This window comes from Pseudomonas gorinensis (genome assembly GCF_042015035.1).
GTDB classification, from domain to species: domain Bacteria; phylum Pseudomonadota; class Gammaproteobacteria; order Pseudomonadales; family Pseudomonadaceae; genus Aquipseudomonas; species Aquipseudomonas gorinensis.
In genome coordinates, this window is sequence record NZ_CP167125.1 from 4,144,279 (window position 1) to 4,169,403 (window position 25,125).

A 25,125-nucleotide genomic window follows, 5' to 3' on the forward strand; every position below is an offset into this window, starting at 1 on the left:
CGAGCGTGATATGCCGGCCTGAGCGACCTCCCCTGCCATATGCTGGTGGCATGGAACTCGGCGTCGATTTGCGACATGATCCTCACCCGGCCAGTGTATTACGCGTTCAAGAACCTGCGGATGGCAACCCTGCTGCTGATCGGCACGTCCGCCACCACCGCCATCGGCAAAGACCTCGGGCCGCCGGTATTCCCCATGCAACCCTGGTGGAATTCCTGGGGTTAGGCCATGCACCGAAAACGCAAGAACCGGCCCAGTTTCACACCGCACTGTTGCAGGGCCTGAGCGCCCTTTAATCCAACCTTTTTCGAGGCACTCGTGAATGTCGGTACAGATTGCAGTCATTGATGATTGGCAGAATGTGGCCCAAGGCGTGGTGGACTGGTCGGTCCTGGACACCGTCGGCCAGGTGCACTTCCTGCACGATTATCCGGCGCAAACCACCACGATGATCGAGCGCCTGAAAGGCTTCGAGGTGATTTGCGTAATGCGCGAACGCTCGACCTTCGATCAACCCCTGCTGCAAGGCCTGCCGAACCTCAAGCTGCTGGTGACCGGCGGCATGCGCAATGCCGCCATCGACATTGCGGCCGCGAAGGCCCTGGGCATCCAGGTATGTGGCACCGACAGCTACAAGCACGCCGCGCCGGAACTGACCTGGGCGCTGATCATGGCCTCCACCCGCAACCTGCTCGCGGAAGCCAATGCCCTGCGCGCCGGCCACTGGCAAGTGGGCCTGGGCGGCGACCTGTACGGCAAGACCCTGGGTATCCTCGGCCTGGGCAGCATCGGCCAGAAAGTCGCACAGTTCGCCAAGGTGTTCGGCATGCGGGTGATCGCCTGGAGTGAAAACCTTACGCCGCAGCGCGCCGCCGAAGCCGGGGTGACCTGGGTCAGCAAGCGCGAACTGTTCGAACAGGCCGACATCCTGACCATTCACCTGGTGCTCAGCGAACGCAGTCGCGGGTTGGTGGATGCGCAGGCGCTGGGCTGGATGAAACCAAGCGCACGGCTGGTGAACACCGCGCGCGGGCCTATCGTGGATGAGCAGGCGCTGGTGCAGGCCTTGACCGCTGGTCGCCTGGCAGGCGCTGCGCTGGATGTGTATGCCGAAGAGCCGTTGCCGGTCGATCACCCGTTCCGCCACTTGCCCAACGTATTGGCCACGCCCCACGTGGGGTATGTGAGTGAGCAGAACTACCGGCAGTTTTATCAGCAGATGATCGAAAGCATCCAGGCTTGGGCTGACGGAGCGCCCATTCGCCTACTCGGCTGACGCACCAATAAGGGGCGGCCTGCACTCATGATGGGAATACCCTCTCTGTGAAGAGCAGGCTTGCCCCGCGGTGGGGCGCGAAACGGCCCTGAAAACTGGCAACGGGGTGCAAGCCGCCAAAACCGTTTGGGAGCGCTTCGCACGCCAGCGCAGGGCAAGCCTGCTCGCCACAACCCTCGTTACAAGTTTTTGTCCTACAAAATTCCCACATAAACCCTACAGGCTCTGGGATCTGTCCTAGACTCATGACTGATGGGTCCGTTCCAAAACAAAAACCCCGCAAAAAATCGAAACTTTACAACTCTGCCGTAGGTCCAGTTTTAAGGTGGCGCGAGCGCACGCAGTTCACAGCCGATGCCCGTCCATCCAATCTATTTCAGCTGACCGTGCATCTGGCATAAGCCTTGCCAGTTTGTATAACGCTTGTGCGCCTGGCCGCAGGATGCGGTCTTCGGAGCTAGTGGCAGCGGGCCATTAGCCGACCAACACGTGGGAGAGAATTATGATCAGTGCCGCTGTAGAGACTCAGGGAGAGCGTTTTAGTAAGCCGGCAGGGGGGCCCACCTCGTTGGCCGACCTGCCCAACACTGTGCGGCCGATCGTGAGTCAGAACCCGAACCGAAAGAAAGTCTTGTTCGTCACCTCTGAATTCGCCGACCTGGTCAAAACCGGAGGCCTGGGCGACGTTTCCGCCGCCCTGCCCCGCGCCATGGCGCACCTGCACGATGTACGGGTGCTGATCCCGGGCTACCCGCAGGTGATGGAAAGCGACAACCCGATCCATATCATCGGCGAACTTGGCGGCCACGCCGCGTTGCCGCCGTGCAAGATCGGGCGCATGGACCTCAAGGATGGCCTCGTCATCTACGTGCTGATCTGCCCCGAGCTCTACGAGCGCGAAGGCACGCCCTACGGCGCCAACAACGGCCGTGACTGGCCCGACAACCATATCCGCTTTGCCCGCCTGGGCCTGGCCGCCGCCGACATGGCCGCCAACCTCGCCCAGATCCACTGGTGCCCGGACCTGGTGCACGCCCACGACTGGCCAGCTGGCCTGGCCCCGGCCTATATGCACTGGCGTGGGTCACGCACGCCAACGCTGTTCACCATTCATAACCTGGCCTATCAAGGCGTGGTCAGCCTGGCCTCGACCCCGGAGCTGGGCATTCCTCCGCACGCCCTGCAACAGGAAGGCATGGAGTTCTACGGCAAGATGTCGTTCCTCAAGGCCGGCATGGCGTACTCCAGCCATATCACCACGGTGAGCGCCACCTACGCCCAGGAAATCACCACCCCGGAATTTGGCTGCGGCCTCGACGGCTTCCTCGCCGCCAAGACCCAGCAAGGCTTGCTCAGTGGTATTCCCAACGGCATCGATGAAAGCTGGGAAACCTCCACCGACACGCACCTGACCCACAACTTCAATATCGGTGACTGGGAAGGCAAGGCAATCAACGCCGCCCACGTGCGTGAGCTGTTCGGCCTGCATGACTCCACCGGCCCACTCTTTGCCGTGGTCTCGCGCCTGGTCTACCAGAAAGGCCTGGACCTCACCGAAGCAGTGGCCAGCTTTATCGTCGAGCACGGCGGCCAGATCGCGATTATCGGGCGCGGGGAGCCGGAGGAAGAACAAGCCATGCGTGAGCTGGCGCTGCGCTTCCCTGGCCAAGTCGGCGTGCGTATCGGCTTCAACGAGACCGATGCGCGCCGCATGTTCGCCGGCAGCGATTTCCTGCTGATGCCTTCACGCTATGAGCCTTGCGGCCTCAGCCAGATGTACGCCCAACGCTTCGGCTCGCTGCCGGTGGCACGCAATACCGGCGGCCTGGCGGACACCATCGAGAATGGCGTCACCGGGTTCCTGTTCAATGAGTCCACGGTGCAAAGCTATGAGGAAGCGCTGAGCCGTGCGTTCAGGGTGTTCGCCAACAAAGGCCTGCTCAATGCCATGCGCAGCCGCGCCATGACCCAACCCTTCAACTGGTGCCAGGCGGTAGAACCCTACGCCGAACTCTACGAACAACTGGTGGCCAAGGCTCTGGGGAAAACCACTAAATAATCAAGGGAGGTCTTCATAGATGCCGTTACGGACTTTGGAAACCTGGCCCCACGGCGCAATCATGTTGGACGCGCAACACACGCGTTTTGCCTTGTGGGCGCCAGACGCGTTTTATGTCAGCGTTGAATTGGAAGACGGCCGGTCCCTCGCCATGTTGCCTCAGGCAGAGGGCTGGTTCGAGATAGAGATCCAGTGCCCGGCGGGCACGCGTTACCGCTACAACATTGATGGCGAAATGGATGTTCCCGACCCTGCGTCCAGGGCGCAAGCCTCGGACGTGCACGGTTGGAGCCTGGTGGTCGACCCGCTCGCCTACCCATGGCGACACAGCCAGTGGCAAGGCCGCCCCTGGCATGAAGCGGTGATCTACGAACTGCACGTCGGCGCGATGGGTGGGTACGCCGGTGTCGAGAAACACCTGCCACGCCTGGCCGAGCTGGGCGTCACCGCAATCGAATTGATGCCTCTGGCGCAATTTCCCGGCGAGCGCAATTGGGGCTATGACGGGGTGCTGCCGTATGCACCGCACGCCGCCTACGGCTCCCCCGAACAGCTCAAGCACCTGATCGACAGCGCCCATGAACATGGCCTGGCGGTGATCCTCGACGTGGTTTACAACCACTTCGGCCCTGACGGCAATTACCTGGGCCAGTACGCCAAGGGCTTCTTCCAGCAGGATGTGCACACACCTTGGGGCGCGGGTATCGACTTCAATCGCCGCGAAGTGCGGGATTTTTTCCTCGATAACGCGCTGATGTGGCTGCTCGAATACCGCTTCGACGGCCTGCGCCTGGACGCGGTACACGCCATCGACAACCCCGGTTTCCTGCAGGAGCTGGCCCACCGCGTGCGCCAACAGGTGGACACCGGCCGGCATGTGTGGCTGGTGCTGGAAAACGAGCTCAACCAGGCCCACCTGTTGAAGCACGATTTCGACGCGCAATGGAATGATGACTTTCATAATGTGTTGCATGTGTTGCTGACCGGCGAAACCGACGCCTATTACAGCGACTTTGCCCAGGAGCCCACCGCCAAACTGGCACGTTGTCTGAGCGAAGGCTTTATCTACCAAGGCCACACCACCCGTCACGGGCATGAGCGCGGCGAACCCAGTGGCGACTTGCCACCCACGGCCTTCGTGGCGTTCTTGCAGAACCATGACCAGATCGGCAATCGCGCCTTGGGCGAACGCTTGCATCAACTGTGCTCGCCGCAGGCGTTGCAGGCCGCCACGACCTTGTTGCTGATGTCACCGATGATCCCGCTGATGTTCATGGGCGATGAAGTCAACGCGAGCGAGCCGTTCCTGTTTTTCACCGACCACCATGGCGAACTGGCCGAAGCGGTGCGTGAGGGCCGGCGCAATGAATTCGCCGATTTCGCCGCGTTCAAGGACCCCGAACGGCGCGAACACATCCCAGATCCCAACGCGCTGCCCACCTTTGTGCAATCGGCGCCGAACCTGGTGGAAAACGAACACGCCCACTTCTACCGCCAGCTGCTGAGCCTGCGCCACCGGCATATCGTGCCGCACCTGCCGGGCAGCGTGGCCTTGGGCGCGCACGTGCTGGCAGACGGCGCCGTCAGCGCGCGCTGGCGCCTGGGCAATGGCAGCCTGTTACAGATCGATCTGAACCTGAGCCGTGCGCCCCTCGATTGCCCCGCGCCGCCGCAGCTTCTGTTCCAAACGCCCGCCCATGAAGGCCCGCACCTGGCGCCCTTCAGCGCGCGCGTCACCTTATCCCCTGTTGGAGAGCACCTTTGAGTGAAGCGAACCTGGAAATACTCGCCAGCCGAGCGGGGTTGGCCGTCGATTGGATCGACGCCAACGGCCGCCCGCAACGCGTGACAGCCGACGCCTTGCGCGCGGTATTAAAAGGCCTGGGTCACCCGGCCGACAACGATGCCCAGGTCGATGCCAGCCTGCTTGAATTGGAGCAGGTGCAACAAGACAAACACTTGCCACCCCTGATGACCGTCGACAGCGGCGATGGCTTGGACCTCGGGCATTTCTTTGCGCCCGACACCCCCTGCCGCGTCCACCTGGAAGACGGCGAAACCCTGCAACTGCGCCTGGACAGCCACGCCGTGTTGCCCGGCGTGATCGCCCTCGGCTATCACCAGGTGCATATCGACGACCAGACCTTCACCCTCGCGGTGGCCCCCACTCACTGCTACAGCGTCGCCGAAGCAGTCGACACCGCCACCGCCCGCGCCTGGGGCCTGAGTGCCCAATTGTATTCTTTGCGCCGCCTCGGCGACGGTGGCTTTGGCGACACCCTGGCCCTGGAACACCTGGCCCGTTCGGCCGCCGAACGCGGCGCCGATGCCTTGGCCATCAGCCCGATGCATGCGATGTTCAGTGCCGACCCCGAGCGCTATAGCCCGTACTCGCCCTCGAGCCGGTTATTTCTCAACAGCCTGTATGCATCGCCTGGCTGCGTCCTCGGCGAACGTGAAGTCCGTAACGCCATTGAGGCCTGCGGCCTGGCGGAGGAACTGCACGCCCTGGAACAACACACCCTGATCGATTGGCCGGCCGCCGCCAAGGCCAAGCAGCGCCTGTTGCGTGCCTTGTATGAAGACTTCCGCCACGGCCACCACCCGCAACACGCCGACTTCCTGAGCTTCCGCCAGGCTGGCGGTGAAGCCCTGGAAAACCATTGCCGCTTCGAAGCGGTGCAGGCCGTACGCGCGGCCGCGGGCGAATCACTCGACTGGCGCCACTGGCCGCAGGAATGGCGTTCGCCACAGAGCCCGGCACTGTTGCATTTCGCTGAAGAGCACGCGGCCGATATCGGCTTTTATGCGTTCAGCCAATGGCTGATCGCCCGTTGCCTGGAGCGCGCGCAACAGGCGGCACGTGGCAGCGGCATGGGTGTCGGGTTGATCGCCGACCTGGCCGTAGGCGCCGACGGCGGTGGCAGCCAGGCCTGGAGTCGCCAGGATGAGTTGCTCGCCGACCTTACCGTGGGTGCGCCACCCGACATTCTCAACCGCGCCGGGCAAGGCTGGGGGATTTCCGCATTTTCCCCCGAAGGCCTCAAGCGCAACGGCTTCCGGGCCTTTATCGAAATGCTGCGGGCCAACTTTGCGCATGCCGGCGGCTTGCGCATCGACCATGTGATGGGCCTGCAACGCCTGTGGGTGATTCCCATGGACGCCTCGCCTCGCGAAGGCGCCTACCTGTATTACCCGGTGGACGACCTGCTGCGCTTGCTCGCCCTGGAATCCCACCGCCACCAGGCCATCGTGCTCGGTGAGGACCTCGGCACCGTGCCCGACGGCCTGCGTGAAAAACTCATTGGCCGTTCGATCCTGGGCATGCGCGTGCTGTTGTTCGAACAAGGCCACGATGGCCAGTTCAAGCCGATCCTCGACTGGCCGGACAACGCGCTGGCCACCACCAGCACCCACGACTTGCCGACCCTCAATGGCTGGTGGCACAGCCGCGATATCGACTGGAACGTCCAACTGGGCCTGATCGACGCCCCCACTGTGGAGCAATGGCGCGAGCACCGCCTGCGTGAGCGCCAGGCGTTGCGCCAGGCCCTGAGCCAGGACCCGCAGAATTTCATCGATGAAATCCGCAATGAGACCGACCACATGATCGACGCCAGTGTGCGCTACCTGGGGCATACCCGCGCACCGCTGGTGTTGCTGCCGCTGGAAGATGCGCTGGGCCTTGAAGAACAAGCCAACCTGCCCGGCACCACCGATACCCACCCGAATTGGCGCCGTCGCTTGCCCGGCGAAGCCTCCAGCCTGCTCGACAATGCCGGCGCCGCCCGCCGCCTCGAACTGCTGGCCGTCGCGCGCAACCAAGCCTATGAGCGTGACCGATGAACGCACTGCCCCTGCGCGCAACCCAGCGCCTGCAATTCCATAAAGGTTTCACCCTGGACGACGCGGTGCCACTGGTGCCGTATTTTGCCCAATTGGGTATCAGCCACCTGTACGCCTCGCCGCTGCTCGCCGCCCGCGCCGGCTCGATGCATGGCTATGACGTGGTCGACCCCACCCGCGTCAACCCGGAACTGGGCGGCGAAGCGGCATTGCGCCGGCTGGTCGCCGCACTGCGTGAACATAAGATGGGGCTGATCCTCGACATCGTCTCCAACCACATGGCCGTCGGTGGCGCCGACAACCCGTGGTGGCTCGACCTGCTGGAATGGGGCCGCCTGAGCCCCTACAGCGAGTTCTTCGACATCCAGTGGCACTCCCCCGACCCGCTGCTCAAGGGCCAATTGCTCATGCCGTTTCTTGGCAGCGACTACGGCGAAGCCCTGCAAACCGGCACCCTGACCCTGCATTTTGACGCCGCCCATGGCACGTTCTACGTCGAACACTACGAGCATCGCTTTCCGGTCTGCCCACGGGATTACGCGGCGATCCTCGGCACTGATGAACTGCTCAAGCCCCTCGCCGACCGCTTCAGCGCCCTCGCCTATCAGGACGACGCCTACGCCGAAGCCGCCTGGCTCAAGCAGGCACTGGTCGAGCGTGCTACCCACGGCGCCGTACGCGAGGCCATCGAACACCGCCTGGGCGAATTCGATGGGCGCCAACCCGACGGTTTCCAGCGCCTGCATCACCTGCTCGAACAACAAGCCTACCGCCTGGCCAGCTGGCGCACCGCGGCCGACGATATCAACTGGCGGCGTTTCTTCGACGTCAACGAACTGGGCGGCCTGCGCGTGGAACGCAGCGCGGTGTTCGAAGCCACCCACGGCAAGATCTTCGAGCTGATCAGCGAGGGCCTGGTGGACGGCCTGCGCATCGACCATATCGACGGCCTGGCCGACCCGCGCGGGTATTGCCGCAAATTGCGCCGGCGTGTCGATTCACTGTCGCCACAGCGCCATCTGCCGATCTTCGTGGAAAAAATCCTCGGCGAAGGCGAAACCCTGCGCGAAGACTGGCAGGTGGACGGCACCACCGGCTACGAATTCATGAACCAACTGTCGCTGCTGCAACACGACCCACAGGGCTTCGAACCGCTGGCCGAGCTGTGGACCCGACACAGCGAACGGCCCTCAGCCTTTATCGAAGAGGCTCGGCTGGCGCGTCAGCAGATTCTCAATGGCTCCCTGGGCGGCGACTTTGAAAGCGTGGCCCAGGCCCTCTTGCAAGTGGCCCGTGACGATGTGATGACCCGCGACCTGACCCTGGGCGCCATTCGCCGCGCCTTGCAGGAGCTGATCGTGCACTTCCCGGTGTACCGCACCTATATCAGCGCCCGAGGCCGCAGCGAGCGCGACGACGTCTTTTTCCAGCAGGCCCTGGCCGGTGCGCGCAGCACCTTGAGCGAGGGCGACTGGCCGGTGCTCGATCACCTGGAAAAATGGCTGGGCGGGCAACCCTGGCGCGACCGCCCCGTCGGTCGCGAGCGCAAGATACTCAAGCACGCCTGCGTGCGCTTCCAGCAACTGACCTCGCCGGCGGCCGCCAAGGCCGTGGAAGACACCGCGTTCTATCGCTCGGCGGTATTGTTGTCGCGCAACGATGTGGGCTTCAGTACCGAGCAGTTCAGCGCCCCCGTGACAGACTTCCACCGCGTCAACCAACAGCGGCTGCAGACGTTCCCCGACAACCTGCTGGCCACTGCCACCCACGACCACAAGCGCGGTGAAGACAGCCGCGCACGCCTCGCGGTACTGAGCGAATGCGCACCGTGGTATGCCGGACAGGTGGAGCACTGGCGCACCCTCGCGGCGCCGTTGCGCAATGACACCAGTAGCCCGTCGGCCGGTGATGAGCTGATCCTCTATCAAGTGTTGCTCGGCAGTTGGCCTTTGGACCTGCATCTGGACGACCGTGAAGCGCTCCAGGCCTATCAACAGCGCCTGTGGCAGTGGCAACAGAAAGCCTTGCGCGAAGCCAAGCTGCAAAGCAGTTGGAGCGCCCCCAACGACACCTACGAACAAGGGGTAGAAGCGTTCCTTTCGCGCCTGCTGCTCAGCGACGACGGCCTGCCCCTGCGCACCGCCATCGCCAGTGCCGCCCAGGCCATCGCACCTGCCGGCGCGGTCAATGGGCTGGCGCAATCCTTGCTTCGCCTTACCGTGCCTGGGGTACCGGACCTGTACCAGGGCGATGAGTTCTGGGACTTCAGCCTGGTGGACCCGGACAACCGTCGCCCGGTGGATTTCAACGCGCGGCAACGTGCGCTGAATGCACCACTCGACCTCGGCGAGTTGCTGTTCAACTGGCGTGACGGGCGGGTCAAACAGGCGGTGATCGCCCAGGCGCTGGCCTTGCGCAAGGCCCACCCCGAGGTGTTTCAACAGGGCCGCTACACGCCCCTGGATGTGGTGGGCCAACACGCCGAACACGTGGTTGCATTTTGCCGCGAGCACCAGGGCAAACGCGTGCTGGTGGTGGTGCCACGCTGGCCCCATCGCCTGCTTGAAAAGGGTGTGCACCCCCAGATCAATGCGCGGGTTTGGGGCGATACACGGGTGAAATTACCGTTCGCCGCGCCAACCGAAAACTGGAAGGGACTTTTTCATACAGTCGCAGTCACACCAGACAAGGAGCTGTTGATCAGCACTGCGCTGGGGGATTTCCCGGTCAATGTCTTTATCAATCCTGATGATCAAGAAAGCTGAAAATTTTCTGTGAGGAGCATTGTGATGAGTACTGAAGACAAACGCATTCGCGAATTGGCGCATCAAATCTGGGAGTCCGAGGGCAAGCCCCACGGTCAAGATGCACGCCACTGGGAGATGGCGCGCAAGCTGGCAGAGGCCGAAGCGCTGACGCCGAGCAAACCCAAGCCGGCCGCCAAGCCCAAGACCGCGCCCAAGCCAGCGGCGAAAGCCAAGCCTGCGGCAGCGGCCCCAAGCAAACCGGCTCCCCCGGCGGCAAAAAAGCCGGCGGCGCCAAAAAAGCCCAAGCCTTAAGCCTCGTGACCTCATGAGCCACCTGCCGATACGGTCGGCAGGTGGTCATTTCACTTTCCCGATTGTCAGCTGAACCATGTCAGCACGGCCGCGTTCGGCCCGAAAAAAGACCCTTGCAGGAGCAACACAATGAGCAAAGCCGATAACCACCAAGCGGCCCCGGCCCACGAGCCATCGCGGATCCGCGAAGGTTTGCCCTTCCCCCTGGGCGCGACCTGGGACGGCCTGGGTGTCAACTTTGCCCTGTTCTCGGCCAACGCCACCAAAGTCGAGCTGTGCCTGTTCGACGATACCGGCGAAGTCGAAATCGAACGCATCGAACTGCCTGAATACACCGACGAAATCTTCCACGGCTATCTGCCCGACGCCCACCCCGGGCTGATTTACGGCTACCGCGTGTACGGTGCGTATGACCCGGCCAACGGCCATCGTTTCAACCACCACAAATTGCTGATCGACCCCTATGCCAAACAGCTGGTGGGCGAACTCAAATGGTCCGAGGCGCTGTTCGGCTATACCATCGGCCACCCGGACGACGACCTCAGTTTCGACGAACGCGACAGCGCCCCCTTCGTGCCCAAATGCAAAGTCATCGACCCGGCGCACACCTGGGGCAACGACCAGCCTGTGCGTGTGCCCTGGGACCGTACGATCATTTATGAAACCCACCTGCGTGGCATCAGCATGCGCCACCCATCGGTGGGCGAGTCGGTGCGAGGTACCTGCGCCGGCCTGATGGAAGATGACGTGCTCAAGCATATCCGTCAGTTGGGCATTTCCTCGGTCGAGCTGCTGCCCGTGCACGCCTTTGTCAACGACCAGCACTTGCTGGAAAAAGGCATGACCAACTACTGGGGCTACAACAGCATCGCGTTCTTCGCCCCCGACCCACGCTACTTGGCCAGCGGCAAGATCGCCGAGTTCAAGGAGATGGTCGCGCACCTGCACGAAGCCAAGCTGGAAGTGATCCTCGACGTGGTCTACAACCACACCGCCGAAGGCAATGAGCGCGGCCCGACCCTGTCCATGCGCGGCATCGACAACGCCTCTTACTATCGCCTGATGCCCGACGACAAGCGCTTCTATATCAACGACTCCGGCACGGGCAACACCCTCGACCTGAGCCACCCGTGCGTCCTGCAGATGGTGACCGACTCGCTGCGTTATTGGGCCAACGAAATGCACGTCGACGGTTTCCGCTTCGACCTGGCGACCATCCTCGGCCGCTACCGTGACGGCTTCGACGAGCGCCACAGTTTCCTCGTCGCCTGTCGCCAGGACCCGGTCCTGCGCCAGTTGAAACTTATCGCCGAACCCTGGGACTGCGGCCCCGGCGGCTACCAGGTGGGTAACTTCCCGCCAGGCTGGGTGGAATGGAACGACCGTTTCCGCGACACCGTGCGTGCCTTCTGGAAAGGTGACGACGGCCAGCTTGCAGATTTTGCCGGGCGCATGACCGCCTCCGGCGAGATGTTCAACCATCGCGGCCGTCGCCCGTACAGCTCGGTGAACTTCATCACCGCCCATGACGGTTTCACCTTGCACGACCTGGTCTCCTACAACGACAAGCACAACGAAGACAACGACGAAAACAACCAGGACGGCACCAGCAACAACCTGTCCTGGAACCACGGCGTCGAAGGCCCCACCGACGACCCTGAAATCAACGCACTGCGCCTGCGCCAGATGCGCAACTTCTTCGCCACGCTGCTGCTGGCCCAAGGCACGCCGATGCTGGTGGCCGGGGACGAGTTCGCCCGCACCCAGCACGGCAATAACAACGCCTATTGCCAGGACAGCGAAATCGGCTGGGTCAACTGGGACCTGGACGACGACGGCAAGGCGCTGCTCAAGTTCGTCAAACGCCTGATCAAGCTGCGAATGGCTTATCCGATCCTGCGTCGGGGTCGCTTCCTGGTGGGCGATTACAACGAAGATATAGGCGTGAAGGACGTCACCTGGCTGTCACCGGATGGCAACGAGATGACGACCGAGCAATGGGAAGACAGCCATGGTCGCTGCCTGGGCATGTTGATGGATGGTCGCGCCCAGGAAACCGGGATTCGCCGCGCGGGCGCCGATGCCACCTTGTTGCTGGTGGTCAATGCCCATCATGACATGGTCAATTTCCGCCTGCCGCCGGTGCCGCAAGGTGAGTTCTGGACCTGCATGCTGGATACCAACCAGCCAGCGGTACGCGGCCAGGAGCGCTTTGAGTTCGAACACGAATACGCGGTCACCGGCCGTTCGCTGTTGCTGTTTGAATTGCAGCGTGACGACGAGGTGTGACATGGCCTTGCATGGATTCCTTCAAGGCTACCCAGGCTATGCGGACACGCAGGCCCTCGGCGCCGCCCTGAAGGCGCTTCAGGCAGAAGGCCTGGATCAGTTGCCGTTGCCCGGCAGCGGCCAGACCCTGGAGCGCCTCAGCGGCCTGGCGCAGGTAGCCGGGCATGACTTGCGCCTGTGCAAGTTGTTCGAAGGCCATACCGATGCCCTGGCAATCATCGCCGAACTGCGCAGCCCCTTGCCGCCCTTGGGCAGTACATGGGGCATGTGGGCAGCCGAACCGCCGACGGCCAAGGTCCGCGTGCGCCGCGATGGCTCGCGCTTGATCCTTGAGGGGCGTAAAGCCTGGTGCTCCGGCGCGGCGGTGGTCAGCCATGGGCTGCTCACCGCTTGGGATGAACAGGATCGCCAGCAGCTGGTCGCGGTGCAGATGCATCAGCCAGGCATCACCGTGACCGATGAGGGCTGGAACGCCGTGGGGATGGCGGCCACGGGCAGTGTCGAGATCCTTTTCGACAATGCCCTGGGCATCGCCGTCGGCGCACCGGGCGACTACCTGGCGCGCCCGGGTTTTTGGCACGGTGGCATCGGTATTGCCGCGTGCTGGTATGGCGCCGCACAGCGCCTGGCCGAAGTGCTGCGCGCGCAGTGCAGCAAACGCCCAGAGCCCCATGCCCTGGCCCACCTGGGCGCGGTCGACAGCGCGTTGAACAGCGCAGCCTGCGTACTGCGGGCCAGCGCCGCACAGATCGACCGGCAACCGCAGGCCGACGCCCGACAACTGGCCCAGCAAGTGCGCGCCGCCCTCGAGGATACGGTTGAGCAGGTAATGCGCCACGTCGGTCGCGCGACCGGTGCCGGGCCCTATTGCAAGGACCCGCACTTCGCCCAGCTGATGGCGGATTTACCGGTGTTTGTGCGTCAAAGTCATGCCGAACGCGACCTGGCCGCCCTCGGCGAGCAGGTGGCGGGCGGCGCCCCAGGGAGGTGGCAGTTATGAAACCCAATCCCATTGTGGGCCAAGGCACCCCGCTGCATCAGTGGCAGGCCTCGCCCCATATGGCGCAGTTGCCCCTGATCAGCGTTGAGCAACTGGTGCCCGAGGGCCATCGCGCCGTGATCATTGCGCCGCACCCGGACGATGAGGTGCTCGGCTGCGGAGGCCTGCTGCAGGGCCTGGCCGCGCTGGGCCGGCCGATCCAACTGATCTCAGTCACCGATGGCCGTGCCAGTCACCCTGGCTCGCGACGCTGGCCGGCGGAACGGCTGAGCGTGGTGCGCCCGCAGGAATCGGCCCAGGCCCTGCACCGCCTTGGCGTGCCGCTGCACCGCTTGAAATGGTTGCGCGCGGGCTTTGACGACAGCCGGGTCGCCGCACAGGAAGCCGCGCTCGCCGCGTTCATCCAGCGCTATCTCAAGCCCAACGATGTGGTGTTCACCACCTGGCGCGAGGACGGCCATTGCGACCATGAAGCGGTCGGCCGCGCCAGCGCCAAGGCCGCCTTGGCCGTGGGGGCGAGCCTGTTCGAACTGCCCGTGTGGACCTGGCACTGGGCAACCCCCGAAGACAGCCAGGTGCCCTGGCACCGTGCGCGCAAACTGCCCCTGGCGCCCGAGGTGGTGGCGCGCAAGCGCCATGCTATCCATGCGTTTGCCAGCCAGTTGGAGGGCGACCCACACATCGGCCTGCCACCGGTGTTGGCGCCCTATGTGGTGGAACGTTTGCTGCAACCCTTTGAAGTGGTGTTTGTATGAGCGTGGCTACGCCGTATTTCGATCAGTTATTTGCCGACAACGATGACCCATGGGCCTTCCGACAGCGCTGGTATGAACGGCGCAAACGCGCGCTGACCCTGGCCGTGTTGACCCGCCCACGTTACGCCTCGATCTTTGAACCCGGCTGCGCCAATGGCGAATTGAGTGCCGAACTGGCGCCGCGTTGCGATAGCCTGGTGTGCTGCGATACCGCCAGCGCCGCCGTGGCACTGGCCAAGACCCGCCTGATGGGCTTTGCCCACGCCCATGTCGAGCAAAGCCGCCTGCCGGAGCAATGGCCCGGCGGCCGCTTCGAGCTGATTGTGCTGAGCGAACTGTGCTATTACCTCGATGCCGACGACCTGGGCCGCCTGATCGAGCGCGCCCTCGCCAGCCTTACCGACGACGGCCAGTTGCTCGCCTGCCACTGGCGCCCGCGGATCGAGGGTTGCCCGCAGACCGCCGAACAGGTACATGCCCTGCTCCATGAACGCCTGGCGATGCGCTCTGTGGTTCAACACCACGAAGAGGATTTCCTGCTCGACCTGTGGAGCCGTGAAGGCCATTCGGTGGCGACCCTGGAGGGGCTGCGTTAAAAAACGGGGTGACTCGATGTGAAAACCATCGATCCTTGACTATGCTGAGGAAGCCTTGCCGGCACTCCAGGGTTGGAGGGCCGAGCAATCGTCGCGGCGGAGCCTGCGGCGAATAACGAGAGTCGTACCGACAACGGGCACGACCCGCACCAACCGACAAGGATGTGACACCCATGAAGCCCGCTTCCCTGAGCGAAATCCGTCGCGGTCCCGCGCAAATCTGGAACAGCGCGCCCCAGCTGGCGCAGATCCCCGCGATTCAACTCAACTCATTGGTGCCGGCCGGCGCGCGCGTGGTGATTGTCGCGCCCCACCCTGGCGATGAAGTGCTGGGCTGCGGCGGTTTGCTGCAACGCCTGAGCACCCTCGGACACCCCCTGCAATTGATCTCCATCACCGACGGCAGCGCCAGCCATCCGGGTTCCCATGTGTGGCCCGCCAGCCGCTTGAGCGTGGTGCGGCCCCAGGAAAGCGTCGAAGCGTTACGACGCCTGGGCATGCCGCTGCACAGCCTGAAGTGGATTCGGGGCGGGTTCCGCGACACTGGCCTGGCCGCTCACGAACAAGCGATGAGCCAATTTATTGCGCGCTACCTGCAACCCGGTGATGTGCTGTTCACCACCTGGCGCAACGATGGCAATGACGACCACGATGCCGTCGGCCGCGCCAGCGCCAAGGCGTGCAGCCTGGTCGGCGCGTGCCTGTATGAGCTGCCGATCTGGGCGTGGCACTGGCCGGCGCGGGAAAGCGCGATGATCCCCTGGCAGCGCGCACGCAAGGTGCGCCTCGACACCTGGAGCGTCGCGCGTAAATTGCACGCCGTCCATGCCTTCGCCAGCCAGTTGGTCGGTGACCCGGCCATTGGCCTGGCGCCAATCCTGGCCCAGGTGCTGCTGGAGCGTATACGCGATCCTTATGAGATCGTGTTGATCTAGCCTTCCACTCGTCCATACCTGTTATTTCTGACAGTAGCGGCCTACGCAATGTGCGTCTAAGGTGCAAAAAGCCCTGCACTGGTTGAGGTGCAGTCGAGAAAGCCATGCCAACCCTTTGCATTGGCCGGTGTTTTCAGATGCAGGTAAGCCGCAGTCCCTGATCCGTATCGCGTTCGTTGTTGCCATGGTTCGGACCGCACCTGGATACCAGGTGCGTGAACAACATGCCTCTGCTGCGAGGACGAATCATGCGCACACCCACTCCTGCTTGGCTGTACGCGGGCATCCTGTCATTGATGGTTCTGACGACCTGGCCGCTTCTCTCCCAGGCGGCGTGTACGATCAACATCACCTCCGGCGACGACACCTCCACCTGCGACAGCGGCACCGCGCCGGGCTTCACCGACAACGCGGGCAACAACACCCTCGACATCCGTGACAGCGGAAGGATCACCGGCAACGTCACCTTCGGTGCGGGTAACGATCTCGTGGATGTGAATGGGGCGACGGCAGGAATCGACGGCGCACTGAATCAGGGCGACGGGAGCAATATCTTTCGGCTTAACCTGGGAACTGTCGGTTCCGTAACCCAGGGCTCAGGCACGGATGTCATACAGATCAGCGGTGGCAAGGCCGGTGCGATCAGCCAGGGGGGCGGGATCGACAGCTACGCCCAAAGCGGTGGGACCGTTGATTCCGTGTCCCAGGGTGACGGCCATGACCGGTTTACCATGAGTGGCGGCACCATTATCGGGATCTTCGATGACGGCGACGACGCGCTGATGACCGACGGGCTGATCGGGTCGGTCAACATGCGGCTGGACAATAACGTGTTTGATATGCACGGCGGCAGGATCGTCAACAACCTGACTACGGGCTTTGGCCTGGACCGCATTTACGTCCGTGGCGGTTCCATCGGTGGCACGATCAGCCTGGGCGACGGCGATGATTTGATCGAGGTTTCAGGTGGCGAGGTGGGTGCAAATGCCGGTTCGGAGATTCGCATGGGTAACGGCGATGACACCCTGCTCTGGACCCGCGCCGGAATCATCCACAGTCCAATACGGATGTCCGCCGGTGACGACAAAGTGGTACTGACGGCCCTTACGGAAACAACGCTGTCCCCTACCCCGCAGATCGACGGTGGGCCAGGTAACGACACACTCAATTTCGTTGCAACGCAATCAGCCACTCCGTCGCGTTACGTCCAATGGGAGAACGTTAATCTCACCAACGCCTCGCAGTTGAACCTGGGTGCTGGCGAACTGGTGCTCGGTGACCTGCTGACCCTGACCGGGACCCTGAATATCGATCCTACCAGCACGCTGTCAGCCACCGCTGGGGCCATATCGCCTTCCGCCGCCGGCCAACTGGCGAACCTGAACAACAGCGGCCTGATCGACATGACCACCGGCAGCACCAGTGCCACCGACACCCTGACAGTCCACGGCAACTACAACAGCACCGGCGGCCGGCTCGCGCTGCAAAGTCAGTTGGGCAGTGATGGCTCGGCCGCTGACAAGCTGGTGATCAGCCAGGGAGCGATCCTGGGCTCCACCGCCATCAGCGTCAGCAACCTCGGCGGAGCCGGCGCCGAGACCTTGCAGGACGGTATCCAGGTGGTTCAGGCGCTCAACGGTGCAACCGGTACCACCAGCAGTTTCTCCCTGGCCGCCCCGGTATCGGCGGGAGCCTATGAATACTTCCTGTTCAAGGGCGGCCTCACGGCGGGCACGGCGGAAAACTATTACCTGCGCTCCACGATACCGGTGACCCCGCTACCGCAGCCCGAAGGCCCGGTGACGCCTTTGCCTAATCCGGTGGAAGACACCCCGGACCTGCCGACCAACCCAGGTATCACCCCCATCCCGATCTACCGCCCGGAAGTGCCGATTTATGCAGCACTCTTCCCCGCTACGCAGCAAGTCGTCCAGGCCATGCTGTCGACCTTCCACGAACGCATGGGCGACCAGCGCCCGCAGCAGGTCGATGCGTCGACGGCCGGTTGGGGCCGGGTCTATGGCAACAGCGGCCGCCAGAGTTTCGCCGGTGCCGTGAGCCCGACGCTGAACAGCTCGGTGACGGGCTTCCAGGTGGGCAGCGATGTGTATACCCACACCCATGACAACGGCCAGGTGCAGCACGCCGGGTTCTTCGTCGGCCACAGCAGGCTCAAAGGCGATATCAAGGGCTTCAACCTCGGCTGGCAGGACAAGGACGCTGGCAACACCACCTTGCGCGGGGACAGCCTGGGGGTTTACTGGACGTTGATCGGCGCCAACCAGGCCTACCTCGACCTGGTCCTGATGGGCACCCGTTTCGACGGCAACAACGAGTCGGACCGTGGCGTGAAGATGAAGACCCGCGGCCACAACGTCACGGCCTCGGCCGAAGTGGGCTGGCCGTTCCCGCTGACGCGCAACTGGGTGTTGGAACCCCAGGCCCAAGCGATCGTCGGCACAACCCACCTGGACAGCCAGAATGACGGAATTTCCGACGTGTCCTACAACGCCGACACCAGCCTCACCACGCGCCTGGGTGTACGCCTGCGCGGCGACTACCAGGTCCGTGGAATGCCCTTGCTGCCCTATGCACGGGCCAATATCTGGCATACCTCCGCCGGGCAGAACACCGTCACCTTCAACGGGGTGACCGATATCGACACCGAGCAGAAGTCCACCACCCTGGGCCTCAGTGTCGGCGCCACGCTACAAGTGACCAAGGACTTGAGCGTGTACGGCGAATTGGGCTACAACAGCAACCTGGACAGCAACGCCTTTGACGGTCGCCAAGGCGCCGCCGGCATGAGAATGAAATTCTGACCTCGCCTGTGTATCGCAGTGTGTACGGCAGCCACTGCGATACATAGGGTTTAACCCGGCGTCGGTGCTGAAACAGTCCGGATACAGCAGCACGATCAACTGTGAGCCATACGCACACCAAGCCGTAGGAGGCTCACCATGCACACGCCGCAGACTCGTCGCTGCAAGCACCCGAGGCGTTTGCCCAGGCGGTGGTGGATGCAGACCATCTGTGACGTGAGCGCGAAGACTGCGACACCGCGTTCACGCGGCCGGTGCCCTGGTGATGGGCGCCGGCCGAACACCGTCCGGCCCCCATCGCCCCCAGGATCATCTGCGCCGTTTTGATCACTGCCATTTCGACTTTGTATGCTCCTACAGTCGAATGATGGCATTATGCCTCCCCCTTTATCGTACGCATGGAGCGACCGTGACCCACGTTTTCACCCCTTCCGACACCCACCTCGCCGCTGGCGTCCCCGCGAATTTTCCGTTCTTCAAGCGCCTCGGGATGTTCGTGCTGGCGGCATTCATTTTCATCTTCGGCACGATTCCCGGATTGTTGCTGGCGCCCCCCGCCACCCAGGCTTACGGGGCATTCATCACCACCCTCGGTCCTGTCGCGCTGCTGCTATGTGCATTGTTCGCCTGGCAACATCGGGCCGATCTGGGCGCTACGTTTCGCGGCAACGACTTGCGCAAACCGCTGCGTGTCGGCGCCATCAGCGTTTTCGCCGTCTATATGCTTTGTGGCCTGTTGGTTGCGGTGCTGGGGCTGCCACGGGAAGCGTTCATGGCTGAGCTGTTTGCAGGCCTGACCACCTGGCAAACGCTGATCAAGCTGGCTTCGTTGATGATCCTGGCGCCTATCACCGAAGAACTGATGATGCGCCACTACGCACTGCGTCTGTTTCCCTATGAACGCAGCCACCTGTGGAAATGGGTTTCGGTTCTTGCCACCTCCGCCCTGTTCACCAGCCTGCATACTCAATACGGCAACTGGCCAACCCTGGCGCTGATATTCGCCGTTGGGTGCATCCTTGCCCTTGCACGCATCGCCAGCGGTGGCCTGCGGGTACCGATCCTGCTGCATATGTTCGCCGAAGTGATCGCCTGCAGCCTGGATTGGACCTGGGCATCAGCAGGGCTCTACGGCTGATCAGAACAGGCCTGATGCCTGGGTGATACCCCGCTCGTAAATCCAGTTGAGCGCGCCGTCAGACCGCCCGGATAGGCGGCCTGCGACGGGCTCATGGGCAAAAGCCGCGCCCCTGCCATGTGAAAAACTTGTTAACCCTCTCTGCCCCAAGGCTTTTTTTGGCCGCCTTGATCTGTCAAGCTGATGAGAACAATTATCAACAGCTTTACTATTTGCCAGGAATGGTATTCAGGGAGAGTCAGGTTCATGTCTGTTCAACACCCAGGCGGCAAGGTTTTTTCACCCAGTTTTATGGCGATGGCGATGTGCCTGGCAACGTCCCAGGCGACCTTCGCAGCCGACACTGAAAAACCAGCACCGCTGGAACTGGGGGCTACCGAAATCTCCGGCCAACAGCTTGGCGAGACCACCGAAGGCACGCAGTCCTACACCACCGGTGAGATGGCCACCGCCACCAAACTGCCCCTGAGCATGCGCGAAACGCCCCAAGCCGTGACGGTCATCACCCGTCAGCGCATGGACGACCAGGCCATGACCAGCGTCAACGACGTGGTCAAGAACACGCCGGGGCTGTTCCTCAGCCAAGCCAGCGGGCCGGGCCGGCAAACCTACAAATCGCGCGGTTTCGACATCGACAACATGATGTTCGACGGCCTGCCCAGCGCCTATTCCGGCTACGCCAACAGTGTGCAACCTAACCTGGCGATGTTCGACCGCGTGGAGGTGATCCGCGGCGCCACTGGCCTGGTTACCGGTGCCGGCAACCCCTCGGCGGCAATCAACTTCGTGCGCAAGCGCCCAACCCTTACCCCTCAGGTGTCGATTACCGGCGCAGCCGGCAGTTGGGATGACTACCGCGGGGAACTCGATGCTTCCAGCGCCTTGAACGACAGCGGCACCCTGCGCGGCCGGGTGGTTGGCTCATACCGCGATGCCAATAGTTTCCGCGACAAGGAAACCAGCGACCACGGCCTGTTCTACGCCATTGGTGAGGCCGACCTCAGCGAAAACACCACCGCCACCCTGGGGTTCTCGCAACAGGAAGACCAGACCAACTACTTCTGGGGCGGCCTGCCGCTGGGCGCCGACGGCCATCACCTGAACCTGCCCCGCTCCACCAACCCCGGCAGCGACTGGGAAAACAAGAAACTGACGATCAATACGGTGTTCGGCGACGTGCAGCATCGCTTCGACAATGGCTGGAAACTCAACCTCGCCGGCTCCGCCTCGCAACTGAACGGCGTGTTCACCGGCACCTACCAGTCGCGCTACCGGACCACACTGGCGAGAACCGCCTACCAGTCGCATCAGGACGACAAACAGTACGCCTTCGACACCTTCGCCAGCGGCCCGGTCGAAGCCTTCGGTCGCACCCACGAAGTAGTGGTCGGGACCAGCAAGCGCATCCTCGACGCCACCTCCAAGGAATACAGCCCCTATGACACCAACTATCCCCTCAATGGTACAAAACCGGACTTCGTGCGCAATGGCAAAGGCCATGCCATCACCAGCCAGGACGGCGTCTACCTGACCACCCGCCTGAACCTGGCCGACCCGCTCAAAGTGATTCTCGGCGGGCGCCTGGACTGGTATGACTACGACGATCGCCAGGGTAACGGCGACTACAAAGTCACCCGCAACCTGACGCGTTACGCCGGTGTGATCTATGACCTGGACGAGCATCACTCGGTCTACGCCAGCTACACCGATATCTTCACCCCGCAAAGCAGCAAGGACCTCTCGGGCAAAGTGCTGGAGCCGATTGTTGGCGAGAACTACGAGGTGGGCCTCAAAGGCGAGTACTTCAACGGCGCCCTCAACGCCAGCGTGGCGGTGTTCCAGATCGACCAGAAGAACCGCGCCACCCAAGCCGCGACCCAGCTCGGTTGCCCTCAGCTCACCTGCTACGACGCCTCCGGGCTGGTGCGCAGCCAGGGTATCGACCTGGAACTGCAAGGCGCACTCACCGAGAACTGGCAGGTCGGCGGCGGTTTCACCTACACCCGCGTGCATTACATCAAGGACACCAACGCCGCCAACAAAAACCAGCGCTTCGACACGGACACCCCAGAACGGATGTTCAAGCTCACGACGTCGTACCGCTTCCAGGGCCCACTGGAAAAACTGCGCATCGGCGGCAACGTCTACTGGCAGAGTCGCATGTACAACGACGTCGTCCTCGCTGACAGCAGTCGCTACCGCCTGGAACAAGGCAGCTATGCCGTCGCAGACGTCATGGCTGGCTACCAGGTGACCCGGCACCTGGACCTGCAAGTGAACGTCAACAACCTCTTTGACCGCACCTACTACTCCGCCATCGGCACCAGCCCTATCTGGGGTTCCACCGACACCTACGGTAACCCCCGCAGCTTCGGCCTGACAGCCAAGTACACGTTCTAAATGCACTGGGCGCCGGTTTCGACCACGAAGTTGAAATCGGCGAACAGATCAAGCTGCAGGAATATTTACCTCGGTATCAGATACGTTACACTCGCCGCCTTAAACATCCGCCAGGGAGGCAACCATGAGCGTTCGCGGTCACGATCGACAGATCGACAATATCGAATTCAATGTGGCCAACATTGCCCGCAGCAAAGCGTTCTACGGCGAAGCGTTCGGCTGGACCTTCGTCGACTACGGCCCGACGTACACCGAATTCAGCGATGGCCGCTTGACGGGCGGTTTCACCACCGGCGAGCCCGTTCGCCCGGGCGGCCCCTTGATCATTTTGTACGCCGATGACCTCGATGACACCCAGCGACGGCTTGAAGCCGTGGGCGCCGTCATCACCCGTGCGACCTTCTCGTTCCCAGGCGGCAGCAGGTTCCACTTCACGGATCTCGACGGCTATGAACTGGCCGTCTGGACCGCTCAGCCATAAATCCCCGCTTGGATGCGCGCGACATTCCCGTACAAGGGAGTCGCGTCGTCATCCGTTGAACACCGACTTTTCTCCATCAGATAAATGCAGGCTGTGTAAATGCGCAAGATTGCCCTCCCGTTTTTGATGCTGTTGCTGTGCCTGCACGGCTGTGCCGAAATGCCCGCCTACTCGAATGTCACCGCCAGCGACGCGAGCGATGAGTCGCGCTATACCGTCGTCGAAACCGACACGTATGCGGGGCGGCCTCAACGGCACCTGCTGGATGACCAAGCCGACCTGAACATCATCAGGGTCAACGATAAGAAGGTCGGGAACATCCCCTTCTCCACGTACTACTACAGGAACGACTCGCCCCAGCGCGCCATCCTTATACCCGGCAAATACAAGATCCAGCTGGAATACCGCTTGCCTCGGTACTTCATGTTTGCAGAACTGGATTTTGAGGGTAAACCCGGCCAGAAGATCATCGCCCGCTCGGAGTACATTGGGCTGAATCGAATCAAAGTCTGGTTGGAAGATGCCGCGACCGGTGAGGTGGTCAGCCAGCGGGCGAGATATTAAAGCCGCCCTCGACGCCTCCCGCTCATCAGCGGCGCACGGTTCACTTATCGCAGCGAGCAAACTCGTCCTCGGGTGGCGGAACGCGAAATGACAAAAGAGACAACACGTCACATCTTGGTCACCGGCGCGGCAGGTACCGGCACCACGACCTTAGCCGATGCGTTAGGCAAGGCGTTGAGCGCAACGCACCTGGAAGCCGATGACTATTTGTGGCTACCCAGTGACCCGCCCTATCAGCACCTGGCAGACAAAACGCAGCGAGGCGCGCGCTTGCGACAAGCAATGCACGCGCATGGCCGCACCGTGGTGGCCGGATCCATCATGGGCTGGGGCCAGCCGCTTGAAAGTGAGTTTGACCTTGTGGTGTTTCTTTATCTTCCTGCCGAACTCAGGTTGGCGCGATTGGAACATCGAGAAGCCAAGCGTTTCGGACAAGCAAGGCCCGAGTTTCTGGCGTGGGCGGCTCAGTATGACGAGGGAGACGCCCCTGGACGTAGCTTGGCCAGGCATCAGCACTGGCTGTCTGCCCTGCCCTGTACGGTATTGATGCTGGAGGGGGATATGTCTGTGGCAGATCGAGTCCGGCGGGTATTGAGCACGCTCGACGGACTGAAGCGCCCGCCGTCAGTCACGTGAAAGGGCATGATAGGCGCTCAGTCTTTAACCTCGGGCAAAGCGTCGCGCTTGGCGAAGATGCCTGCCATTTCCGCCGCGTTCTCAGTGCCCCAGGTACACAGCGGCACGATCGCCTCAGCCAGGCTGCGACCCAGCGGCGTCAGCGTGTAGTCCACGCGCGGCGGCACTTCTTTGTAATCGGTCCGCGCCAGCACGTGGTCGGCTTCCAGATCCTTCAATTGCTGGATCAGCACCTTGTCGCTGACGCCTGGGATCAAACGCTTGAGCTCGCCGTAGCGCTTCGGGCCGTCGCGTAGGAAAAACAAGACCAGCGGTTTCCACTTGCCCGAGATGATGCGCAGCGTGGCGTTGAGCCCGCAACCGGTACCGCAGATTTCAGAGTTTCTGGTCATTTTTTGATACTTACCAAAAGGTGCATACTTGTCCTTAGGTTATTAGCACCGCATCCTCGTCTCAAGCAAGCGATTTCCTGCTTGGGTACAACTCCAACGAAGGATGCACGTCATGACCAGATTGAATGGAAAGACCGCCGTGATCACCGGCGGCGCTACCGGCATCGGCCTCGCCGCGGCAAAACGCTTCATCGAGGAAGGCGCGTTCGTCTTCATCTTCGGCCGCCGGCAGCAAGCGCTCGACGCCGCCGTGGCCGAGCTAGGCCCCAACGCCCGTGCGGTGAAAGGCTCGGTCTCTGATCAGGCCGACCTGGACCGGCTCTACGCAGCGGTGAAGGCCGAGCGTGGAACCCTCGACATCGTCTTCGCCAATGCCGGGGCGGGAAGCCCGCTTGCGCTCGGCACAATCACCGCCGAGCACATTGACGAAGTCTTCGACACCAACGTGAAGGGCTTGATCTTCACGGTGCAGAAGGCGCTGCCGCTGATGGGCCAGGGCGGTTCGATCATCCTCACCGGATCGAGCGCCGGCACCACCGGCGCCCCGGCATTCAGCGCCTACAGCGCGAGCAAGGCGGCCGTACGCAACCTCGCGCGCAGCTGGGCGCAAGACCTGAAGGACACAGGCATCCGAGTCAACGTGCTGTCGCCCGGGCCAACGGCCACCGAACTCGCGAAGGCAGCGCTAGGTGAAGAAGGCATGAAAGTCTTCGCCTCGATGAATCCGCTCCAGCGCATGGCCGATCCAGTGGAGATCGGCGCGGTGGCTGCCTTTCTCGCATCGCACGACAGCAGCTTCATGACCGCCAGCGAGGTCGCCGTCGACGGCGGCCTGGCCCAAATCTGACCTGCTACGCCCGGCTGCTCACTCGATTCG

Annotated in this window: 20 protein-coding genes and 1 pseudogene; 19 read left to right on the plus strand and 2 right to left on the minus strand. The window is 62.7% G+C overall.

The window, feature by feature from the left end:
- Positions 1-12 precede the first annotated feature (12 nt).
- The 13 genes and pseudogenes from AB7933_RS18865 to AB7933_RS18925 form a co-directional block, all read left to right on the plus strand.
- A pseudogene (locus tag AB7933_RS18865) lies at positions 13-296 on the plus strand (alpha/beta hydrolase); the annotation flags it as partial.
- A gap of 26 nt (positions 297-322) precedes the next feature.
- Positions 323-1,276, plus strand: a complete 954-nt coding sequence (locus tag AB7933_RS18870; protein ID WP_024075739.1) for a D-2-hydroxyacid dehydrogenase family protein — start codon at positions 323-325, stop codon at positions 1,274-1,276.
- 502 nt (positions 1,277-1,778) lie between these two features.
- Positions 1,779-3,335: a glycogen synthase GlgA gene (glgA, locus tag AB7933_RS18875; RefSeq protein ID WP_024075740.1), complete on the plus strand. Its 1,557-nt coding sequence runs from the start codon at positions 1,779-1,781 to the stop codon at positions 3,333-3,335.
- A 19-nt stretch (positions 3,336-3,354) separates the two neighbouring features.
- The gene (gene treZ, locus AB7933_RS18880; RefSeq protein ID WP_024075741.1) at positions 3,355-5,100 is read left to right on the plus strand and encodes a malto-oligosyltrehalose trehalohydrolase; all 1,746 of its coding nucleotides are present in this window, start codon (positions 3,355-3,357) and stop codon (positions 5,098-5,100) included.
- A complete protein-coding gene (malQ, locus tag AB7933_RS18885) occupies positions 5,097-7,181 on the plus strand; it encodes a 4-alpha-glucanotransferase (RefSeq protein ID WP_024075742.1) in 2,085 nt (694 codons plus the stop codon). The genes treZ and malQ overlap by 4 nt, the downstream gene beginning before the upstream one ends.
- The gene (locus tag AB7933_RS18890; protein WP_024075743.1) at positions 7,178-9,946 is read left to right on the plus strand and encodes a malto-oligosyltrehalose synthase; all 2,769 of its coding nucleotides are present in this window, start codon (positions 7,178-7,180) and stop codon (positions 9,944-9,946) included. The genes malQ and AB7933_RS18890 overlap by 4 nt, the downstream gene beginning before the upstream one ends.
- Positions 9,947-9,970: 24 nt before the next feature.
- Positions 9,971-10,240, plus strand: coding sequence for a DUF2934 domain-containing protein (locus AB7933_RS18895; protein ID WP_024075744.1), 270 nt, complete (start codon positions 9,971-9,973; stop codon positions 10,238-10,240).
- Between the two features lie 129 nt (positions 10,241-10,369).
- The gene (gene glgX, locus AB7933_RS18900; protein ID WP_024075745.1) at positions 10,370-12,529 is read left to right on the plus strand and encodes a glycogen debranching protein GlgX; all 2,160 of its coding nucleotides are present in this window, start codon (positions 10,370-10,372) and stop codon (positions 12,527-12,529) included.
- A gap of 1 nt (position 12,530) precedes the next feature.
- On the plus strand, positions 12,531-13,529 hold the full coding sequence (locus AB7933_RS18905; RefSeq protein WP_024075746.1) for an acyl-CoA dehydrogenase family protein: 999 nt from the start codon (positions 12,531-12,533) through the stop codon (positions 13,527-13,529).
- The gene (locus tag AB7933_RS18910; RefSeq protein ID WP_024075747.1) at positions 13,526-14,284 is read left to right on the plus strand and encodes a PIG-L deacetylase family protein; all 759 of its coding nucleotides are present in this window, start codon (positions 13,526-13,528) and stop codon (positions 14,282-14,284) included. Before AB7933_RS18905 ends, AB7933_RS18910 begins: the two co-directional genes overlap by 4 nt.
- A complete protein-coding gene (locus AB7933_RS18915) occupies positions 14,281-14,880 on the plus strand; it encodes an SAM-dependent methyltransferase (RefSeq protein WP_024075748.1) in 600 nt (199 codons plus the stop codon). Before AB7933_RS18910 ends, AB7933_RS18915 begins: the two co-directional genes overlap by 4 nt.
- A 173-nt stretch (positions 14,881-15,053) precedes the next feature.
- Positions 15,054-15,815, plus strand: coding sequence for a PIG-L deacetylase family protein (locus tag AB7933_RS18920; RefSeq protein ID WP_024075749.1), 762 nt, complete (start codon positions 15,054-15,056; stop codon positions 15,813-15,815).
- Between the two features lie 248 nt (positions 15,816-16,063).
- Positions 16,064-18,637 carry an autotransporter outer membrane beta-barrel domain-containing protein gene (locus tag AB7933_RS18925; protein ID WP_024075750.1) on the plus strand — a complete coding sequence of 858 codons (2,574 nt, stop codon included), beginning with the start codon at positions 16,064-16,066 and terminating at the stop codon, positions 18,635-18,637.
- A gap of 133 nt (positions 18,638-18,770) precedes the next feature.
- Here AB7933_RS18925 and AB7933_RS18930 read toward each other — a convergent pair whose 3' ends face one another.
- Positions 18,771-18,974 (minus strand): hypothetical protein, encoded by a 204-nt coding sequence (locus AB7933_RS18930; protein WP_144113508.1) that lies wholly within the window; start codon positions 18,972-18,974, stop codon positions 18,771-18,773.
- 72 nt (positions 18,975-19,046) lie between these two features.
- Here AB7933_RS18930 and AB7933_RS18935 point away from each other — a divergent pair, with 72 nt between their 5' ends.
- From AB7933_RS18935 to AB7933_RS18955, 5 genes are all read left to right on the plus strand, one after another.
- A complete protein-coding gene (locus AB7933_RS18935; protein ID WP_024075751.1) occupies positions 19,047-19,775 on the plus strand; it encodes a CPBP family intramembrane glutamic endopeptidase in 729 nt (242 codons plus the stop codon).
- A 246-nt stretch (positions 19,776-20,021) separates the two neighbouring features.
- Positions 20,022-22,175 (plus strand): TonB-dependent siderophore receptor, encoded by a 2,154-nt coding sequence (locus AB7933_RS18940; protein WP_024075752.1) that lies wholly within the window; start codon positions 20,022-20,024, stop codon positions 22,173-22,175.
- Positions 22,176-22,299: 124 nt separating this feature from the next.
- Positions 22,300-22,656 carry a VOC family protein gene (locus AB7933_RS18945; protein WP_024075753.1) on the plus strand — a complete coding sequence of 119 codons (357 nt, stop codon included), beginning with the start codon at positions 22,300-22,302 and terminating at the stop codon, positions 22,654-22,656.
- 99 nt (positions 22,657-22,755) lie between these two features.
- Positions 22,756-23,220: a hypothetical protein gene (locus AB7933_RS18950; protein WP_024075754.1), complete on the plus strand. Its 465-nt coding sequence runs from the start codon at positions 22,756-22,758 to the stop codon at positions 23,218-23,220.
- A gap of 87 nt (positions 23,221-23,307) precedes the next feature.
- Positions 23,308-23,856, plus strand: a complete 549-nt coding sequence (locus AB7933_RS18955) for an AAA family ATPase (protein ID WP_024075755.1) — start codon at positions 23,308-23,310, stop codon at positions 23,854-23,856.
- Positions 23,857-23,873: 17 nt separating this feature from the next.
- Here the strand turns inward: AB7933_RS18955 and AB7933_RS18960 are convergent, their stop codons facing one another.
- Positions 23,874-24,248, minus strand: a complete 375-nt coding sequence (locus tag AB7933_RS18960; protein ID WP_024075756.1) for a winged helix-turn-helix transcriptional regulator — start codon at positions 24,246-24,248, stop codon at positions 23,874-23,876.
- 112 nt (positions 24,249-24,360) lie between these two features.
- Here AB7933_RS18960 and AB7933_RS18965 point away from each other — a divergent pair, with 112 nt between their 5' ends.
- Positions 24,361-25,095, plus strand: coding sequence for an SDR family NAD(P)-dependent oxidoreductase (locus tag AB7933_RS18965; protein ID WP_024075757.1), 735 nt, complete (start codon positions 24,361-24,363; stop codon positions 25,093-25,095).
- The last annotated feature ends 30 nt before the right edge of the window (positions 25,096-25,125 follow it).

Coding starts and splice junctions, on each gene's coding strand:
- AB7933_RS18955 (WP_024075755.1), top strand. CDS start 23,308: ATGACAAAAGAGACAACACGTCACATCTTGGTCACCGGCGCGGCAGGT.
- AB7933_RS18960 (WP_024075756.1), bottom strand. CDS start 24,248: ATGACCAGAAACTCTGAAATCTGCGGTACCGGTTGCGGGCTCAACGCC.
- treZ (WP_024075741.1), top strand. CDS start 3,355: ATGCCGTTACGGACTTTGGAAACCTGGCCCCACGGCGCAATCATGTTG.
- AB7933_RS18870 (WP_024075739.1), top strand. CDS start 323: ATGTCGGTACAGATTGCAGTCATTGATGATTGGCAGAATGTGGCCCAA.
- glgX (WP_024075745.1), top strand. CDS start 10,370: ATGAGCAAAGCCGATAACCACCAAGCGGCCCCGGCCCACGAGCCATCG.
- AB7933_RS18925 (WP_024075750.1), top strand. CDS start 16,064: ATGCGCACACCCACTCCTGCTTGGCTGTACGCGGGCATCCTGTCATTG.
- AB7933_RS18910 (WP_024075747.1), top strand. CDS start 13,526: ATGAAACCCAATCCCATTGTGGGCCAAGGCACCCCGCTGCATCAGTGG.
- AB7933_RS18915 (WP_024075748.1), top strand. CDS start 14,281: ATGAGCGTGGCTACGCCGTATTTCGATCAGTTATTTGCCGACAACGAT.
- AB7933_RS18965 (WP_024075757.1), top strand. CDS start 24,361: ATGACCAGATTGAATGGAAAGACCGCCGTGATCACCGGCGGCGCTACC.
- AB7933_RS18950 (WP_024075754.1), top strand. CDS start 22,756: ATGCGCAAGATTGCCCTCCCGTTTTTGATGCTGTTGCTGTGCCTGCAC.
- AB7933_RS18905 (WP_024075746.1), top strand. CDS start 12,531: ATGGCCTTGCATGGATTCCTTCAAGGCTACCCAGGCTATGCGGACACG.
- AB7933_RS18945 (WP_024075753.1), top strand. CDS start 22,300: ATGAGCGTTCGCGGTCACGATCGACAGATCGACAATATCGAATTCAAT.
- AB7933_RS18890 (WP_024075743.1), top strand. CDS start 7,178: ATGAACGCACTGCCCCTGCGCGCAACCCAGCGCCTGCAATTCCATAAA.
- AB7933_RS18930 (WP_144113508.1), bottom strand. CDS start 18,974: ATGGCAGTGATCAAAACGGCGCAGATGATCCTGGGGGCGATGGGGGCC.
- AB7933_RS18895 (WP_024075744.1), top strand. CDS start 9,971: ATGAGTACTGAAGACAAACGCATTCGCGAATTGGCGCATCAAATCTGG.
- AB7933_RS18920 (WP_024075749.1), top strand. CDS start 15,054: ATGAAGCCCGCTTCCCTGAGCGAAATCCGTCGCGGTCCCGCGCAAATC.
- glgA (WP_024075740.1), top strand. CDS start 1,779: ATGATCAGTGCCGCTGTAGAGACTCAGGGAGAGCGTTTTAGTAAGCCG.
- AB7933_RS18940 (WP_024075752.1), top strand. CDS start 20,022: ATGTCTGTTCAACACCCAGGCGGCAAGGTTTTTTCACCCAGTTTTATG.